At 46.4% G+C, this 16,378-nt stretch carries 14 protein-coding genes and 1 riboswitch; of the genes, 5 read left to right on the top strand and 9 right to left on the bottom strand.

Annotation, left to right across the window (positions count from 1 at the left end; all coding sequences use genetic code 11):
* Positions 1-58 precede the first annotated feature (58 nt).
* From TOLA_RS01220 to idnD, 7 genes are read right to left on the bottom strand one after another with little or no spacing between them, the layout of a single operon-like run.
* Complete coding sequence (locus TOLA_RS01220) at positions 59-706, bottom strand: bifunctional 4-hydroxy-2-oxoglutarate aldolase/2-dehydro-3-deoxy-phosphogluconate aldolase (protein WP_012728458.1); 648 nt, start codon at positions 704-706, stop codon at positions 59-61.
* Between the two features lie 15 nt (positions 707-721).
* On the bottom strand, positions 722-2,524 hold the full coding sequence (edd, locus tag TOLA_RS01215; protein ID WP_012728457.1) for a phosphogluconate dehydratase: 1,803 nt from the start codon (positions 2,522-2,524) through the stop codon (positions 722-724).
* A gap of 18 nt (positions 2,525-2,542) precedes the next feature.
* Positions 2,543-3,070, bottom strand: coding sequence for a gluconokinase (locus TOLA_RS01210; RefSeq protein ID WP_012728456.1), 528 nt, complete (start codon positions 3,068-3,070; stop codon positions 2,543-2,545).
* Positions 3,071-3,086: 16 nt separating this feature from the next.
* Complete coding sequence (gene idnR / locus TOLA_RS01205) at positions 3,087-4,085, bottom strand: DNA-binding transcriptional regulator IdnR (protein ID WP_012728455.1); 999 nt, start codon at positions 4,083-4,085, stop codon at positions 3,087-3,089.
* Between the two features lie 50 nt (positions 4,086-4,135).
* On the bottom strand, positions 4,136-5,455 hold the full coding sequence (locus TOLA_RS01200; RefSeq protein ID WP_012728454.1) for a gluconate:H+ symporter: 1,320 nt from the start codon (positions 5,453-5,455) through the stop codon (positions 4,136-4,138).
* Between the two features lie 47 nt (positions 5,456-5,502).
* On the bottom strand, positions 5,503-6,267 hold the full coding sequence (gene idnO, locus TOLA_RS01195; RefSeq protein WP_012728453.1) for a gluconate 5-dehydrogenase: 765 nt from the start codon (positions 6,265-6,267) through the stop codon (positions 5,503-5,505).
* A 1-nt stretch (position 6,268) separates the two neighbouring features.
* Entirely contained in the window at positions 6,269-7,405 is a 1,137-nt protein-coding gene (gene idnD, locus TOLA_RS01190; RefSeq protein ID WP_012728452.1) for an L-idonate 5-dehydrogenase, read from the bottom strand.
* An 892-nt stretch (positions 7,406-8,297) separates the two neighbouring features.
* On the opposite strand from idnD, the gene TOLA_RS01185 reads away from it, so the two are divergent.
* A complete protein-coding gene (locus TOLA_RS01185; RefSeq protein ID WP_012728451.1) occupies positions 8,298-9,833 on the top strand; it encodes a nucleoside hydrolase-like domain-containing protein in 1,536 nt (511 codons plus the stop codon).
* A gap of 57 nt (positions 9,834-9,890) precedes the next feature.
* Here the strand turns inward: TOLA_RS01185 and TOLA_RS01180 are convergent, their stop codons facing one another.
* Positions 9,891-11,060 carry an ROK family protein gene (locus TOLA_RS01180; protein ID WP_012728450.1) on the bottom strand — a complete coding sequence of 390 codons (1,170 nt, stop codon included), beginning with the start codon at positions 11,058-11,060 and terminating at the stop codon, positions 9,891-9,893.
* A gap of 127 nt (positions 11,061-11,187) precedes the next feature.
* Here TOLA_RS01180 and TOLA_RS01175 point away from each other — a divergent pair, with 127 nt between their 5' ends.
* The 4 genes from TOLA_RS01175 (at position 11,188) to thiD (ending at position 14,016) form a co-directional block, all read left to right on the top strand.
* Positions 11,188-11,589 (top strand): DUF2750 domain-containing protein, encoded by a 402-nt coding sequence (locus TOLA_RS01175; protein ID WP_041609595.1) that lies wholly within the window; start codon positions 11,188-11,190, stop codon positions 11,587-11,589.
* A 53-nt stretch (positions 11,590-11,642) separates the two neighbouring features.
* A riboswitch (TPP riboswitch) is annotated at positions 11,643-11,735 on the top strand.
* Between the two features lie 48 nt (positions 11,736-11,783).
* Positions 11,784-12,587 (top strand): hydroxyethylthiazole kinase, encoded by an 804-nt coding sequence (gene thiM / locus TOLA_RS01170; protein ID WP_012728448.1) that lies wholly within the window; start codon positions 11,784-11,786, stop codon positions 12,585-12,587.
* Entirely contained in the window at positions 12,584-13,219 is a 636-nt protein-coding gene (gene thiE, locus TOLA_RS01165) for a thiamine phosphate synthase (RefSeq protein WP_012728447.1), read from the top strand. The genes thiM and thiE overlap by 4 nt, the downstream gene beginning before the upstream one ends.
* On the top strand, positions 13,216-14,016 hold the full coding sequence (gene thiD / locus TOLA_RS01160; RefSeq protein ID WP_012728446.1) for a bifunctional hydroxymethylpyrimidine kinase/phosphomethylpyrimidine kinase: 801 nt from the start codon (positions 13,216-13,218) through the stop codon (positions 14,014-14,016). Before thiE ends, thiD begins: the two co-directional genes overlap by 4 nt.
* Positions 14,017-14,057: 41 nt before the next feature.
* Here thiD and TOLA_RS16275 read toward each other — a convergent pair whose 3' ends face one another.
* On the bottom strand, positions 14,058-16,352 hold the full coding sequence (locus TOLA_RS16275) for a putative bifunctional diguanylate cyclase/phosphodiesterase (RefSeq protein ID WP_012728445.1): 2,295 nt from the start codon (positions 16,350-16,352) through the stop codon (positions 14,058-14,060).
* Positions 16,353-16,378 lie beyond the last annotated feature (26 nt).

Genomic DNA, 16,378 nt, shown 5'->3' with positions numbered 1-16,378 from the left:
TGTAGAAGGTGCGAACAAGTACTCTATTCCCTGAACCGATGACTTGTTCGCATATTTCTTAGCGCCTTAAACTATTTACTAGCTCCACAGCTTTTTGGGTCAATTCGGTAATGGTTGCCCAATCGCCCGTATTGATGGCATCGGCTGGCAACATCCAGGTGCCACCCACAGTAGCAACACAACCTAAAGCAACATAATCTGCTACGTTTTTCGGGCTCACGCCACCTGTGGGGCAGAATTTCACTTGTGCCAAGGGGGCTGCAATTGCTTTCAGTGCAGCAGCGCCGCCATTCGCTTCCGCTGGGAAGAACTTCAGGTGATCATAACCCAGCTCTAAGGCGGTCATGATTTCCGAGGGTGTCGCCACACCCGGAATCAACGGGGACGGACCTTTTTTCGCATGCTCCATCAGCGTACGGGTATAGCCGGGAGAGATGATAAACTTCGCCCCCGCTTCAACCGCTGCATCATATTGTTCCGGTGTCAGTACCGTTCCAGCGCCAACCTGCGTTTCAGGTAATGCGGCCGCAATGGCACGGATTGCATCGAGTGCAGCCGGGGTCCGCAGGGTAATTTCAAACACGGTGATCCCACCTTCTGCCAGTGCTTTTGCCATCGGCACTGCATCTTCCACACGTTTGATCACCATTACCGGAACCACCGGGGAAGCAGCGAATACCGCTGCTGGTTCAACTTGCCAGCTCATACAGGCTCCTGTCTGTTAGCCCAAATAATTAAAAATCGTTGCGCCTTGCTCCGCACCGGAAACAACCTGACGGAATACGGAAAACAGTTCGCGGCCTGAACCAAAATGCTCACGGGTTAAGTCCACCTGAGCCGGTGCACGCGCCTGAATGTCGGTCAATACATCGATTTTGCCATTGGCAGCATCCACTCGAATGACATCACCGGTAGCAATTTTAGCTAATGGTCCGCCACGTTGTGCTTCCGGTGACATATGGATCACTGCCGGTACTTTCCCTGACGCACCAGAAAGGCGACCATCAGTGACTAAAGCTACCTTTAAGCCGGCTTTCATCAGGTTACCCAGAACAGGCATCAGTTTATGTAACTCCGGCATCCCGTTCGCAGCCGGGCCGTTGAAACGCACGACAATCACCACATCAGAAGTAAATTCACCTGCGTGATAGGCTTTCTCCACATCGTGTTGAGACTCAAACACACGGGCAGGCGCTTCAATAAAGTGATGTTCCGGTGCAACCGCACTGATTTTAATGACGCCACGACCGAGGTTTCCGTCGACGACTTTCAGACCACCCTGCGCACTAAAGAAGGTGCCCGGCAAAGCAATGACTTCCGGATTTTTGGAATCCGTTGCTGGTCGATAGACCACTGCACCACCATTCAGATGCGGCGTCTTGAGGTAATCTTCCATACAACCAAACACAGGGGTGGCATCCATATTCAGCAAACCCCGTTCCGCCAACCCTTTCATGAGAGTCGGCACACCACCTGCGTTTTGGAAATCGTTGATATCTGCCGGTCCATTTGGGTACATTTTTGCCAACAGTGGAACGACCTGCGAAAGCGTATCGATGTCATCCCAAGTCAGGATATAACCAGCCGCTGCGGCAACAGCAACCAGATGCATGGAATGGTTGGTACTGCCACCAGATGCCAGCAACACAACCAGACCATTGACGATAGATTTCTCATCCATCACCTGCCAGAGCGGACGATACAGCGTACCACTGTCTGCTTGTGATGTGATATGCAATACAATTTGTTCAGTAAGTGCGGCTCGTAACTCAACACTTGGCGGCAGGAACGCAGAGCCAGGGAGCATCAGCCCCATCGCTTCAAACACCAGTTGGTTGGTATTCGCGGTACCATAGAACGTACAAGTCCCTGAGGAATGGTAGGCACCACATTCCATTTTTTGCAGCGCGTCCTTGCCAACTTCTCCCGCGGCATATTTCTGACGGACTTTCACTTTCTCATCGTTACTGATACCGGTTGGCATCGGACCGGCCGGGACAAATGCCGTTGGCAGATGACCAAACGACAACGCGCCCATGAGTTGGCCCGGAGCAATCTTATCGCAAATCCCTAACAGTAGCGTGGCATCAAACGTATTGTGACTGAGCGAAACCGCGGTCGCCTGTGCAATGACTTCACGGGAAAACAGCGATACATCCATCCCCTCCTGACCTTGCGTCACACCATCACACATCGCAGGCACACCACCGGCAACCTGGGCACTGTGACCGACGTTGCGAAGAGCGTCCTTAATGAACTGCGGATAGACATCATAAGGCTCATGTGCACTCAGCATGTCGTTATACGCAGTGATGATGCCGACGTTCACCTTGGTGAAATCCAGAATGGTGCTCTTTTGCATTGAAGAACATGCCGCCACGGTATGCGCCAGATTCCCGCAAGAAAGATGTGTCCGGGTTTTCCCGTTTTCTGCCTGCGCTTTCATACGCGCAACATAACGACTGCGGGTTTCATGACTCCGTTCGGCGATCCGGCGGGTCACCTGCTCAATCACATTTTTCATACTGCCCTCTCAAAAATCTTATTCGCCACGTTGATGGATTGCTGTCACACAACGGTCCACCACTTCATCAAAATTGCCATCGATATCAATATGGATCACATCCGGTTCGGAAGCGTCCGGGGATTCCAGTGTTTCAAATTGGTTCTTTAACAGTTCAACCGGCATGAAATGTCCTTTGCGGGCCTGCATCCGAGCCAGCACCAACTCGAAATCACCCGCCAGATGCAGGAACGCGACATGTTCATTGCCTTCTCGGATCAGATCTCGATATTTCTTTTTCAGTGCAGAACAAACGATGATCCCAGTTTCATTCTTCTTCTCAAGACTGAATGCGGCATCACGGATACGTTCTAACCAAGGAGAGCGGTCATCATCGTTTAATGGCTGTTTATTGGACATTTTCAAAATATTATTACGAGGGTGAAGATCATCACCATCGATAAATTTTGCGCCGATAACTTTCGCCAATGCCGCACCAACGGATGATTTACCCGTACTGGATACACCCATCAAGATGATTCCGTTTGCTTTAAAAAAATCATTCATATTTACACCCTTTAAACTAAATGGTTTCACCTAAATAAATTTGATAACCTAACTCGATAGAGTGCGAATTAAAATTTTCATTTGTGATCTTATTTAGAAGAATCTCTGCTGCGGTTTTACCAACTTGAAATCTTGGTGTCACGACACTTGCAATACTAGGTATCATTCTTCTACCAATTTCTAGACCATTAAAACCAGCAATTGAAAATTCATCAGGAACGGAAATTTTATTTTTTTTGCAATAAAGAAGAACACCGACAGCAATATCATCATTAGTACATATAGCTCCATCCATGCCAGGATATTTTTCAAATGCTTCCTTACAAAGATATTCACCAATTTCAATAGATGAAATCGTTTTTGGAGATATAATATAAGGCTTCAGGCCATATTCTCTAACACCCAAAGTATATCCTTGAAACCTAAGCTCATCCCTTCTATCATCTTGCGATCCAAAATAAACAACTTGCTTTCTTTTTTTGTTTTCAATCATTGTTTTGGTCATATCAAAAGATGCTTTTTTGTTATCATAACCGACTTCCATATCTAAACATGGACCTTCAGAATCCATAACCTCAACGATTGGTATATTAGATGAACGTAAGTATTTGACAGCTTTGATACTATGATTCTTTTCGCATAAAATAATTCCATCTATATTGTACGATAGTAGATTTATTATCTTCTCCTCTTCTTCCTCAGGTGAATAGTTATAATTCGCTATTAGGGTTTGATATTGTTTTGGTGTGGTAACTGATTCAATCCCAGCTAATAAATCAGAAAACAAATGGTTCCTAAATGATGGAATAAGAACACCTATCGTATAACTTTTTGTATTCAACAACATAGATGGTGCTCTATTAGGAATATAGTTTATTTCCTCCATGATTTCAGATATTCGTTTTCTAGTTTCTGGAGCAACCAAATTAGGTGATTTAATATAGCGACTTACTGTCATTTTTGTGACATCTGCCAGATTTGCAATATCTTGTAGAGTTATTCTATGATTTTTCATTACATCACCAAAACAGGAAGTACTACTAAACCTTCCTCTTCAAATAGTTTTTAGTGTAAAAAAGAGTTTAAAGATAAGACACCGATTAAACCCAAGACTGATATCAGTGTTTCCATAACAGTCCAAACACGAATTGTTTCACCAACACTTAAATTGAAATAACCTTTAAATAACCAGAAACCAGGATCATTAACATGCGACGCAATCACACTACCAGCACCTGTGGCAAGAACCATCAGAGCAGGATCTGCATGGGTTAAAGGAATTAAAGGTAGAACGATACCAGCAGTTGTAATTGCAGCGACCGTTGCAGAGCCAAGAGCAATACGAAGCATTGCTGCAACACACCAACACATCAATAGAGGTGATAATGATGAGCCACGCATAATGTCTGCAATGTAAGTACCGACGCCACTATCAACTAATACTTGCTTAAACGCACCACCGCCAGCGATTATGAACATAATCATAGATATAGCGCCGATAGAGTCGCTGATAATATCCATTACAGAATCAATTTTTTTGCCATTTCTCATACCGAGGAAAAATATAGCAAGAATAATTGCAACGAATAAAGCAACAGCAGGATGACCAACAAACTCTAGAGATTGTCTTAATAGATTATCTTTCGGTAACGTCATTTCACAGATGGCTGCGGCACCCATTAAAACCACAGGAATAATTGCAACTAATAGGCTGATCCCAAAACTTGGCATTTCTTCTTCAGTAAATACTCGAGGATTGAACAAACCCTTCGGTGGTTCTTTCTCAAAATTCTTAAGAAATTTAGAAAATAATGGACCTGCAATAATTACTGTTGGAATTGTAATTATTAAGCCATAAAGAAGCGTTGTTCCTAGATTTGCGCCAAAGATAGTTGCAATTGCTGTAGGACCTGGATGTGGAGGTAAGAAACAGTGCGTAACAGATAGCGCTGCGACCATTGGAATACCAACATATAAAAGAGGCATGCCTGCTGCGGCTACAATAGTGAAGACTAATGGAAGCAATAAGACAAAACCAACTTCATAGAACATGGCTAAGCCAACAGCTAGCCCAGTGATGACTAATGCCCACTGAACATATTTTTCACCGAATGTCTCAATTAAAGTCGTTGCGATTCTCTGTGCAGCACCAGTATCTGAAATCAACCTCCCGACCATTGCTCCAAACCCAAGGATCATGGCCAATCCCCCTAAGGTTCCACCAATTCCTGTTTGGATTGATTTCACAACTGTAAGCGGCGTCATTCCTTCACCAATGCCGACTAATCCAGCCACTAAGATCAAAGCGATGAAACCATTTACTTTGAACTTAATCATTAGTAAAAGTAACAAACAGACACCAATTCCAATTACAACTAAAGGCATAATATTCTCCTTAATAGGGCAGTTATAAAATAACTGCCCTGCAACTTTTAAACTGCGACGAGCATTCCACCGTCAACAAATAACAAATGTCCGTTCACGAAATCTGAAGCCTTAGAGGATAAAAATACTGCTGCACCAATTAATTCTTCAGGATCACCCCAACGAGCAGCAGGTGTTCTTTTGGTTAACCAAGAAGTAAATTCTTCATTCTCAACTAATGCTTTAGTCATTTCAGTTTTGAAATAACCAGGAGCAATACCATTGATTTGAATATTATATCTTGCTAATTCAACACACATACCTCTTGTCAACATCTTTACAGCGCCTTTAGATGCAGCATAAGGAGTAATTGTATCTCTACCTAATTCACTTTGCATGGAGCAAATATTAATGATTTTACCTTCTTTTCTGTTAATCATTTTTTTCGCAACTGCTTGTGAAACCAGAAAAACTGCTGTTTGGTTAACAGAAATAACATCATTCCATTCTTGTTCAGGGAATTCAGTAAACGGATGGCGTCTCTGAATTCCAGCATTATTAATTAATACATCAATAGCACCAATATCAGATTCAATTTTATCAATTGCTTTGTCTACTTCATTTTTCTTGGTTACATCAAACGCCATTGGATATGCGGTATAACCTAAATCACGCAACTTGCTTACAGCTGTTTCAGCTTTTTCGTGTGTTACATCATTTACAATAATTTCGGCACCTTGATCTGCAAGACCTGTTGCCAACAGAAAACCAATTCCTTGTGCTGAACCAGTTATTAAAACCTTTTTATTTGAAAGTGAAAATAAATTTTTCATCCTAAGCTCCTTTAAAAATTAATTGTACTTTCGCTGCCAAAGATTTATTTGATGCAAAATCCAATGCAGTCTCTAATTCTTGAAATGGGAATTCACCGCTTAATAGTGGAAGTGGATTTATTTTATTTGAATCTAACCATGATACTGACGTGTAAAATTCCTCATTAAAACGAAATGCACCAACAAGCTTAATTTCTTTTGCAATCAATTGCATGATAGGGAATTCAGGAATATCCCCCCCCATACCTACTTGAACAATGGTTCCCTTGGCCCGGGTAACTGAGAGGCAGTTTTTTAAAGAATCAGGATGTCCGGAAACTTCAAATGCAATATCAAAGAAACCCTTTTCATTTTTATACTCATCTAAATTACTATTTACAGTATTAATGAATTTTGTACCCCCCATTTTTTTTGCAAGTGATAATGATTTTTCACTAACATCGACGCATACAATTTCTTTTGCACCTAACACTTTAAGTGCTGATACCAGCAAACATCCAATTGGGCCGACACCAGAAACAATTATATTTTTATTTTCTACATTTCCGGCTTGTTTAGCTGCATGAATAGCAACAGCAAGGGGCTCAGCAAATGCCATACGTCTTTCATCAGATTTTTCGCCAAATGGTACGCATTGACTAGAATCAACTATTTTATATTGAGTAAAACCACCGTTTACATGTGGAAAATACATTGCGCTTCCAAAAAACCTCATATTGACACATTGATTTTCATTGTGCTCTTTACAATATTTACATTTACCACATGGCTTACTTGGATTAATGGCAACTCTCTGATTTAATTTCAAACCATTAGAATCTGTTTCTTTAATAATCCCAATAACTTCATGACCTAATATCATTGGTTGTTTAACTTCAAAATTACCAACTTTCCCATTGTGATAATAGTGAAGATCAGAACCGCAAATGCCACCTCGAGTCACCTCGACTAATGTTCCATCCTTTTCATAAATAACATCCTGAGATACTACGCTTACATTTTTTTTACCATTAACAACGCATGAATTTGTTTTTAACATCTTTAAAGCCCCACTCACATCAAGAAAGTGATGCCATATAACGATAAAATTTGACTCATTTTTGTGAGATGAATCACTAAAATTTGTGTTACGTAACATATGTTACGCATAACGTGATGTGACATAGTGCTTGTTACAAAAAATGTTACCGTTGGCGTTTAGATATTATTTTCAACATCAAAAAAAATGTATTCATCTAGTATAATCGATGCCCTAGATAATTTAAGAGCAGTGAAATCATCAGCGACAGATAATGATTTTTTATCCTTTATATCGAATTAGATTACTAGTGGGAGTCACTATCCGTTGCACTGAAAAGCCGAAACCAGGAGAGAAGAGCTCCCCCTTTCTGGTTCTATTCCACATAGCGACACCAAAAAAAATTCTGGTACTTTTTACTGGGCCATCAATGCCTGTTTACAAAGCAAGAAAACTCATTTTTAAATAATCTGACGATTTCAAAATATAAGCTGAACAAGCTGGGTTCATAAACGAAAAGATGATCTTATGAAGGTAAGTCCATTCATTGTTAGACATGCCATTCGGTGACGATTACTGACCTGAACGTTCTAATTTGCTTCAAGGGCCGGATGCGTCTAAAACAGTTCAGATCTCATACTAATCTATCCAAAATATGTAAAAAAATCTTGCATAAAAACCTTTAAACTTTACAAAAATCATTACATGAAATTAGATAACTAAACATAGTTAATTGAAATATAATAATATTTTTAGATAAATAAATTATCAGGTGAATTTAACCGTTCTAAGGTTTAGCCAAAACAATCGTCTATATACCGCAAACAAGGCCCTGATCATTCAGGGCCTTGTTTTTTTCGGCCTTTTTCTCATCCGTTTCTGTGATTCATCACACAACAATTCAGAATAATCGGGATACCATTTATATAGTTCACCAAGTAAACTATATAGGCAGTAACGTTAGATTACCTGCACATAATTAGACAGAACTCACACACAAGGGGCTACGTAAATGGCAAAGAAACAGCAGAAAAAGTCATATAAACATAAGTACCTGGCAGGCAGTCTGATCCTGGGGATGATGTCAGCCAGTATCATTTCTTCGAGCGTCAGTGCAGCAGAAAACATTGATATGTATTCCGGCCACCCCCGCATGTTTGTCCTGACGGATATGGGGAACGAACCGGATGATCAAATGTCGATGGTCCGCTTACTGACCTACTCCAACGAGATTGATCTTGAAGGGTTAGTCGCAACGACTTCGACATGGCAGCGCTCAAAGCGTGAAACCGGGACGATTAAGGGCATTATCTCAGCCTATGACGAAGTCAGACCCAATCTGATGAAGCACGCGGCAAACTGGCCAACGAAGTCTTATCTGGAAAGTCTGGTTACTAATGGTCAGCCGGGCTATGGCATGGCTGATGTGGGCAAAGGCAAGTCGTCTCCCGGCTCTCAGGCTTTGATTGCTGCAGTCGACAAGGCAGACGAGCGCCCGGTATGGGTAACAGTCTGGGGCGGTGCGAACACACTTGCTCAGGCGCTGTATGATGTAAAAGCGACCCGTTCTGCGGAACAGCTGAAGCAGTTCGAAGCCAAGCTTCGCGTCTATTCGATCTCAGATCAGGATGATGCCGGTCCCTGGATCCGCAAAGAATTTCCAAACGTATCCTATATCGTTAAACCCTCTTCACCCGATGGCGGTGAATATGCGTCCGCAACCTGGACGGGTATAGCCGGGGACGAATATTACAAAAACGGCGCCGGAGCCGATTTCAGCAAGGTCGCCAACGAATGGCTGGATGTGAATATCCGCAGCAAGGGTCCGCTCGGCAAACACTATCTGAAATATGCCTTCATTATGGAAGGTGATACACCGGCTTATCTCGGTCTTACTGATAACGGCCTGAATAGTTTCCGTAGCCCAAGCTGGGGTGGTTGGGGTGGCCGTTATATCTACCGTCAGCCATATGGTGAAAGCCGTTCTATCTGGACTCAGGGGGGTGACTGGTTCCCTCGTGTAACATCTGCCGATACCGTTGTGGGTGCCGATGGAAAAGAATATACCTCTGACCAGGCGACAATCTGGCGCTGGCGTGATCAGTTCCAGAATGATTTTGCGGCCCGCATGGACTGGACCATCAAATCTTTCGACGATGCCAACCACCACCCGGTACTGAGTGTGAATGGCAACGAAGGAAAAGAGGTTATCTATATCAATGCCAAGCCGGGCGACAGCATTTCGCTTGATGCGTCCGCCAGCCACGATCCCGATAAGAACGCACTGACTTATAGCTGGTTCCATTATAAGGAAGCGGGATATAGCGGCGAAGTCGGTAAACCGGGTCTGGCCGACATTACCGTGCTTTCTGCGGATCAGAGCAAGACAACGGTCAAAGTGAACAAGACTTGCCGGGATGTCTGGCTTCCAGACGCAAAAGCGCCTTGCGATGAGGGCGGCGAGGCTCACGTTATTCTGGCGGTGACCGATAATGGACAGCCAGCGCTGACCAGTTATCGTCGGGTTGTCATCAAAGTGAAAAACTAAAAGCAAGTAACACGACGCCTGCACAAAGAGCTCTTTTTTGTGCAGGCGTCGTCTGTTTCATACCAGATAGGATTCGTTGGTCAGTTCAATCAGCCCCTGAAAAGCCACATTATCATCAGGTTCCCGCAGAATATGGGTAGATCCCGCACCATAGCGATAATCACTGTGCCCGGCCAGATAAGTGTCAATCTCTTCCTTGAGTAATGGATAGAAGACGCTGATTTCACCGTTCAGAATGACAGTCTTGATATTAAAAATAGTAATCAACTGACTCAAGACATGTCCCAATACCCTTCCCACTTCCCGAATAATCTGTTCGCACAAAATGTTATGCCGACTCAATTCCTGATTAATGTGCTCAAGCTGTTTCGCTATGGTGTCACGCGGAAAATTCTGCGGATCCGATTTGTTGATCTTGCCAATAATGGCGTGATAGGTCAGATAGGTTTCAGCACAACCCCGGGCACCACAGTAACAAAGCGGCCCATGTTCAGAATAAGTAACGTGACTGATTTCAGGTGCAGTCCCTTGAGGCCCCAGAATAATCTGTTTATCAATGACAATACCAACGCCGACACCATAACCGAGAAGAACGGTAATAAAGCTGTCATGCTGCGGATATAGCTGCTGGATGCGATGAGATGAGCAATAAGCGATATTAAAAATTTTGCTTTCAATACCGGTTGCTGCAGTAATCGCTGCGGTCAGATTAAAATGCTTATCTTTAAATAGTTGACTGTAAAATACTGTCCCGGATGCCTGGGCCAGCTTTCCTTGCGTGGCGACAGTAATAATTTTAATTTCTGTTAGTGAAAGCTGATTCTGCTCACAGAGCCGAATGGAAATTTTTTTTATCAGATCAACAAAAAACTCTACTGATAATGCGCTCTCTGGCCGGGTTAAATCCCAGATCTGTTGATAGTTATCGATAATAGTATTGGTTTGATCGATCAGATTTCCGCAGATATTTTCTGTGGAGACGTAAAAACAGATGCTGTGATTAACCCGGGGCTTTAACTGTAATAGTGTCTGTGGCCGTCCATCTGATCTGTGCCGAGATTTGGGCTGGAGAACATCTATTTCTTCTATAATTCCATCATTCAGCAATTGCTGCGTTATTTTGGTTAAGGATGACTTTACCAGCCCCGTTTTTTTTGCGAGTTCCACTCTGGAATGAGAATGCTGTCTCAGCAGATTGACTACTCTGTTTTTTCCATTGATATCCATTTTCACATCTCTTGGCACAGCATCTGACCTGCATTGAACACATAATTCAGACAAAAGAGCTTAACATGGTATGTTGTTGGAAATCCTAGGCCTTAAATTTTTAACTTCAAATATCAGAGAAATGATCATGACCTATCCGCTATCCCCTGAAGAATTTCAAACCACCCTGGCTCAGGATGCAGAGCAACGTTACCACCATTTTTTACAGCAGGCTGTGCTGCACAATGAAGTTTGGATCCTCAAAGATGATGAGGGCTGTGTGTCACTATCAACTGATGATGAGGAATGTATTCCTGTCTGGCCGCATCCTGATTATGCCAAAGCCTGGGCTGGCAATGACTTTGCAGCGTGTGAACCTTATGCTGTTCCACTGAAAACCTGGCTGGATCGCTGGGTAAAGGGGATGAGTGAAGATGGGGTTGCGGTTGCGGTCTTTCCATTAGCGGATGCCGATGGTGTCGTCGAAGATCCGGCAACCATGGCCGATGATTTGCTGCGCAAGATGGCAAAACTGAATCGCAAGAAGTAATACGTCCGACAGTTCTGTTGACAGTCGCACCGGCTGACCGCCAGAATGAAGATTAACCGTGACCGGGGTGCTGCCTGGCAGCTGAGAAATACCCGTTGCACCTGATCTGGATCATGCCAGCGTAGGGAGTTCACGACGGGTATCTCCGTCCTCCTTTTGCTGCGCATTTTGTCTGCCATTTTGAAGGAGGACTTATGCCGCAAGCTCTGCCCGCAACGATTGTTGCTACCCATCTCGAACGAATTCGCCGATCTGTACCCCTCACCCATGTCATCACCAACGATGTCGTGACCGGTTTTACCGCCAATGTATTACTGGCTCTGGGTGCGGCTCCCGCCATGATCACCGCCCCCGAAGAAGCTGGCAGCTTTGCGGCTATCGCGTCTGTACTTTCTGTTAATGTGGGCACGCTGACATCCGCTCAGGCCGCGACCATCCGCATCGCCGTTCAGTCGGCGAATCAAGCTGGCACACCATGGGTGCTGGATCCCGTTGCAGCAGGTGTTTTGCCTTACAGAACTGAATTATGCCGTGAACTGCTGCAACAACACCCGGCAGCCATTCGTGGTAACGCTTCAGAAATCATGGCGCTGGCGGGTCAGGCTGCTGCAGGTAAAGGTGTCGATAGCGCCAACCAGAGCGATCAGGCCATTGAGGCGGCACAGGTACTGGCCAAAAGCAGCGGTGCCATTGTCGCCGTCACAGGTGAAATTGATTACATCACCGATGGTGAGCGTGTCGTCAGTATCAAAGCCGGTGACCCGCTGATGACCCGCGTGACCGGCACCGGCTGTGCGCTTTCCAGCGTCGTCGCGGCTTTTATCGCCGGGTGTGAAGAAAAAGACCGGTTAGATGCTGTCGCCAGTGCGTGTGCGGTTATGGCAATTGCCGGACAACGTGCCGCAGCGAAAGCAAAAGGTCCGGGAAGTTTTGTACCGGCGTTTCTGGATAACCTTTATCTGCTGGATGCCGTGACCATCGCCGAGGCACTGGCATGAAACTGGATTTATCCCTTTATCTGGTGCTGGACCCGGTGATGTGTGGCGGTTTTGACGCCACCATCAAGCTGACACAGCAAGTGCTGGATGCGGGTGTTACCGTTATCCAGTTACGGGCACCGCAGTGGAAAAAACGTGACTGGCTGCGATTATCACAGCAGATCCTGCCGATGAGCCGTGAAGCGCGGGTGCCGTTTCTGATCAATGATCATATCGATATTGCCCTGGCCTGTGATGCGGATGGCGTACACCTGGGACAAGGCGATCTGCCTCTGGCAATGGCGCGTCAGTTATTAGGACCCGACAAAATTCTGGGTCTTTCCATATCCAAAGCGCACCATCTGCAGGGTGATGATTGCCTGCTGGCTGATTATTTAGGTATCGGCCCGGTATTTCCGACCGGCACCAAGCAGGATGCGGATCCTGCTATCGGTTTAGCGACCTTCCGTGACTGGATGACCCAAATCCACCAGCCGGTGGTTGCAATCGGCGGGATCGGCGCCAGCGAAACTTCCGATATCATCCGGGCCGGAGCAGACGGGATTGCGGTGGTCTCCGCGATCTGTGCCGTAGCAGATCCGGCGCTGGCAACCCGCACATTAGGACAACTTATTCACGAGGCCAGACCATGATCCCCCATACTTTAACCATTGCCGGCTCAGACTGCAGTGGCGGTGCCGGCATTCAGGCCGATTTGAAAACTTTTTCCGCACTCGGCACTTATGGCATGAGTGTGATCACCGCCCTCACCGCGCAAAATACACAAGGCGTACAAGCGGTACACGCCGTACCGGCAGCCTTTGTCACGGCACAATGTCAGGCGGTGTTCAGCGATATCCGGGTTGATGCAGTGAAAATAGGCATGCTGGCAGATACCGCCATTATTGCCGCAGTTGCAGAAGCTCTGCGAGAATGGCGACCGGCTTGTGTGGTGCTGGATCCGGTCATGGTGTCCAAAAACGGGCATCGTCTGCTGGCTGACTCTGCGATAGATGCACTGCGCCGGCACCTGCTGCCGCAAGCCAGTATTGTTACTCCGAATCTGCCGGAAGCGGCCGCCTTGCTCGGCTGTGACGAGGCGACAACAGAAACAGAAATGGTGGAACAGGGACGCAATTTACTCAAGGCGGGATGTCAGGCGGTGCTGATGAAAGGCGGTCATCTGAGTGGCAGCAACAGCCCCGACTGGCTGATCACACCACAAGAGGCAATTCCGTTTACAGCGCCACGGATTCAGACCAAGAATACGCATGGCACTGGCTGCACATTGTCCTCTGCAATTGCCGCTTTATATCCGCGCTATAAAAACTGGCCGGAAACCATATCTCACGCCAAGACATGGCTTTCCGGTGCATTAGCGCAGGCTGATCAGCTGGATGTCGGACACGGCATCGGCCCGGTGCACCATTTCTATCAGTGGTGGCAGTAACCGGCCTGGCAGATCCGGTGGAATACCGGATCTGCTGTCTATCAGGCAGCAGCATGCGCCTGCAGCCACTGAATTAATGCGGTTTCAGGCATCGGACGGGCAAACATATAGCCCTGCATCTGGCGGTAACCAATCGCTTGCAGCTCTTCATATTCGGTCTGATTTTCAACACCTTCCGCAATCAGATCCATGTGCATGCTGGTTGCCATATCAAAGACCGCTTGTGACAGTGTAGTATCCCCTTCGCCGAGCATCACGACAAACGAACGATCCAGTTTTACCGTATCAAAGGGTAAATCACGCAGGCGCGCCAGTGAGGAATAACCGGTACCGAAATCATCCAGATGCAGACTGACACCGGCTTCCACGAATTGCCGCATCGTTTGCTCTACCTGTTCCGGGTACAGCAGCATTGCCCCTTCCGTCAGTTCCACCGCCAGTGCCGTTGATGGCAGATCATAGGCGGCGATAGTTTGCAGCATGGTAAGAGCCAGATGGCGATCAGCAAACTGTAACGGCGAAATGTTGATCTGCAGTTTGAGCTCGGGATAGTGCTGGCGGAAATGGCGCAGTGCCGTTAATCCTTTTTCCAGCAATTGCATGGAAAGCTGATTAATTAACCCCAGGTCCTCGGCCAGACGGATAAACCCCAGCGGTGGAACTGATTCATTATTGCGCCGCCAGCGGGCCAGCATTTCGACCGCCACGACATTACCACTGCCGGTATCGATCACTGGCTGAAAATGCGGTTCAATACTCTGTTCGGCGATAGCACGGCGCAGCTCCTGTTCCAGCGTCATACGTTCCGACGCAACGCCGCTCATGCCTTTCTCAAACAGACGGACACACGATTTGCCATCCCGTTTCGCAACATACATCGCCAGATCAGCATGACGCATCAGTTCTAAACCATCCGTTTCACCATCCCACTGGGCTACCCCAACGGAACCGGAAACACTCAACCGATGCTGACCAAAATGGATCGGTGCCACCAGTGTTTCGATCAGCCGTTCCGCGAGCAGATGTCCCTGTTCAGCGGTCGTATGCGGCATCAGCACAGCGAACTCATCTCCGCCCATGCGGAACAACTTATCCTGCCGGCGCATCACCTGCCGCATCCGTTGCGCCACTTCCTGCAGCAGCAAATCGCCGGCGGCATGTCCGAGACTGTCATTGATCAGCTTGAAACCATCAAGATCCATCAACAGCATGCTCAGTGGTGTTCCCAGCTGGCAAGTCTTCATCATTTTGCTGACCTGTTCTTCCATACCGCGCCGGTTGCCTAAGGCCGTCAACGTATCCGTAATACTGAGGTCATGCATATTCTTTTGTGCAGCCTGAACTTCATCCATCAGTTCATTGAAGGTCCGCGCCAGCAAATCAAGCTCGTTCTGTCCTTCCACCGGCCAGTAAATCCGCTCCCCCTGCGTACGGCGCGATGCCAGCTCAGCAAAGGTTTCAATTCGTTCGACCACCAGCCGGTTCAACAAGCGCTGCAGAACCCAGGATGTAAATAGCAGCACCAGCAGCAGACCAAGAGCAAACAGTGCCATCATCAGATAACGTTGCTGCCAGTTAACGTCTTTGCTGACCTGCAGCCAGATATCCGGGGTTTGCCAGCTGGTTAAGCGCTTACTGGCGGTTTGCTCTGTGTGATATAACGGCGCGGTTATTTTCTGTACCGGCATTTGTGCGGATATCTGTAGCTGACTTTCCGCGAGCTGCTGCAGACGCTGTAAATAAGTTCCGTCCAGATAGCGGCCAAAAATCATCAGGCCGCTGTGCGGCTGTTCCAGCGAGGAATCAAATATACCGGACACAGCCAGTAATAATGGGCGGCCATTGGCGGCAGTCAGATAGGTTGATTGCATCTTCTCACCGTTCCTCTGCTGCCAGTCAGGTAATTTGGCCAGCAGAGACCACAGTAACGGGGTATGAATTGCCGGGGTTGCCGTGATATTGGAATAGGCGGGATTAATTTCCGAAGAAAACAGCGTCTTACCCGGAGCGGCCATAATCGCAACAAAATCCAGTTGCATCACATTAAGCGATTGCTGGGTAAAATTATCGGTTTCAAATTTCCGGTTGGGCTTGCTGACATAGTCATACGCGTCATCCCAGACAGCATAATCATTTACCGCACGGCTAAGACCATCACGCTCATTTTGCAGCAACAGCTCAACTTTGGTTAATTCCGCTGCCACCTGTTCAGCATCTGTTTTGAGATAAAGCCAGCTAATAATACCAATGCAGCTGGCCGTCACCAGAAAGGCCAACGCAATAACAATCAAGCCAACTCGATTCACAATCTGCTTATGCAGCCGGGTCATATGCATTATTTTCTTCACTCACGAGAAGTCCA

The sequence above is a fragment of the Tolumonas auensis DSM 9187 genome (assembly GCF_000023065.1).
GTDB lineage: Bacteria > Pseudomonadota > Gammaproteobacteria > Enterobacterales > Aeromonadaceae > Tolumonas > Tolumonas auensis.
The sequence above is the reverse complement of the archived record's forward strand: the minus strand, read 5'-3'. Positions and strand labels throughout refer to the sequence as shown.

What these genes read in the sequence shown, in the direction of transcription:
- TOLA_RS16275 (WP_012728445.1), bottom strand. Translation starts at nt 16,352, where the DNA reads ATGCATATGACCCGGCTGCATAAGCAGATTGTGAATCGAGTTGGCTTG.
- thiE (WP_012728447.1), top strand. Translation starts at nt 12,584, where the DNA reads ATGAAACTGGATTTATCCCTTTATCTGGTGCTGGACCCGGTGATGTGT.
- thiM (WP_012728448.1), top strand. Translation starts at nt 11,784, where the DNA reads ATGCCGCAAGCTCTGCCCGCAACGATTGTTGCTACCCATCTCGAACGA.
- TOLA_RS01180 (WP_012728450.1), bottom strand. Translation starts at nt 11,060, where the DNA reads ATGGATATCAATGGAAAAAACAGAGTAGTCAATCTGCTGAGACAGCAT.
- TOLA_RS01175 (WP_041609595.1), top strand. Translation starts at nt 11,188, where the DNA reads ATGACCTATCCGCTATCCCCTGAAGAATTTCAAACCACCCTGGCTCAG.
- edd (WP_012728457.1), bottom strand. Translation starts at nt 2,524, where the DNA reads ATGAAAAATGTGATTGAGCAGGTGACCCGCCGGATCGCCGAACGGAGT.
- TOLA_RS01210 (WP_012728456.1), bottom strand. Translation starts at nt 3,070, where the DNA reads ATGAATGATTTTTTTAAAGCAAACGGAATCATCTTGATGGGTGTATCC.
- idnO (WP_012728453.1), bottom strand. Translation starts at nt 6,267, where the DNA reads ATGAAAAATTTATTTTCACTTTCAAATAAAAAGGTTTTAATAACTGGT.
- TOLA_RS01220 (WP_012728458.1), bottom strand. Translation starts at nt 706, where the DNA reads ATGAGCTGGCAAGTTGAACCAGCAGCGGTATTCGCTGCTTCCCCGGTG.
- idnD (WP_012728452.1), bottom strand. Translation starts at nt 7,405, where the DNA reads ATGTTACGTAACACAAATTTTAGTGATTCATCTCACAAAAATGAGTCA.
- TOLA_RS01185 (WP_012728451.1), top strand. Translation starts at nt 8,298, where the DNA reads ATGGCAAAGAAACAGCAGAAAAAGTCATATAAACATAAGTACCTGGCA.
- idnR (WP_012728455.1), bottom strand. Translation starts at nt 4,085, where the DNA reads ATGAAAAATCATAGAATAACTCTACAAGATATTGCAAATCTGGCAGAT.
- TOLA_RS01200 (WP_012728454.1), bottom strand. Translation starts at nt 5,455, where the DNA reads ATGCCTTTAGTTGTAATTGGAATTGGTGTCTGTTTGTTACTTTTACTA.
- thiD (WP_012728446.1), top strand. Translation starts at nt 13,216, where the DNA reads ATGATCCCCCATACTTTAACCATTGCCGGCTCAGACTGCAGTGGCGGT.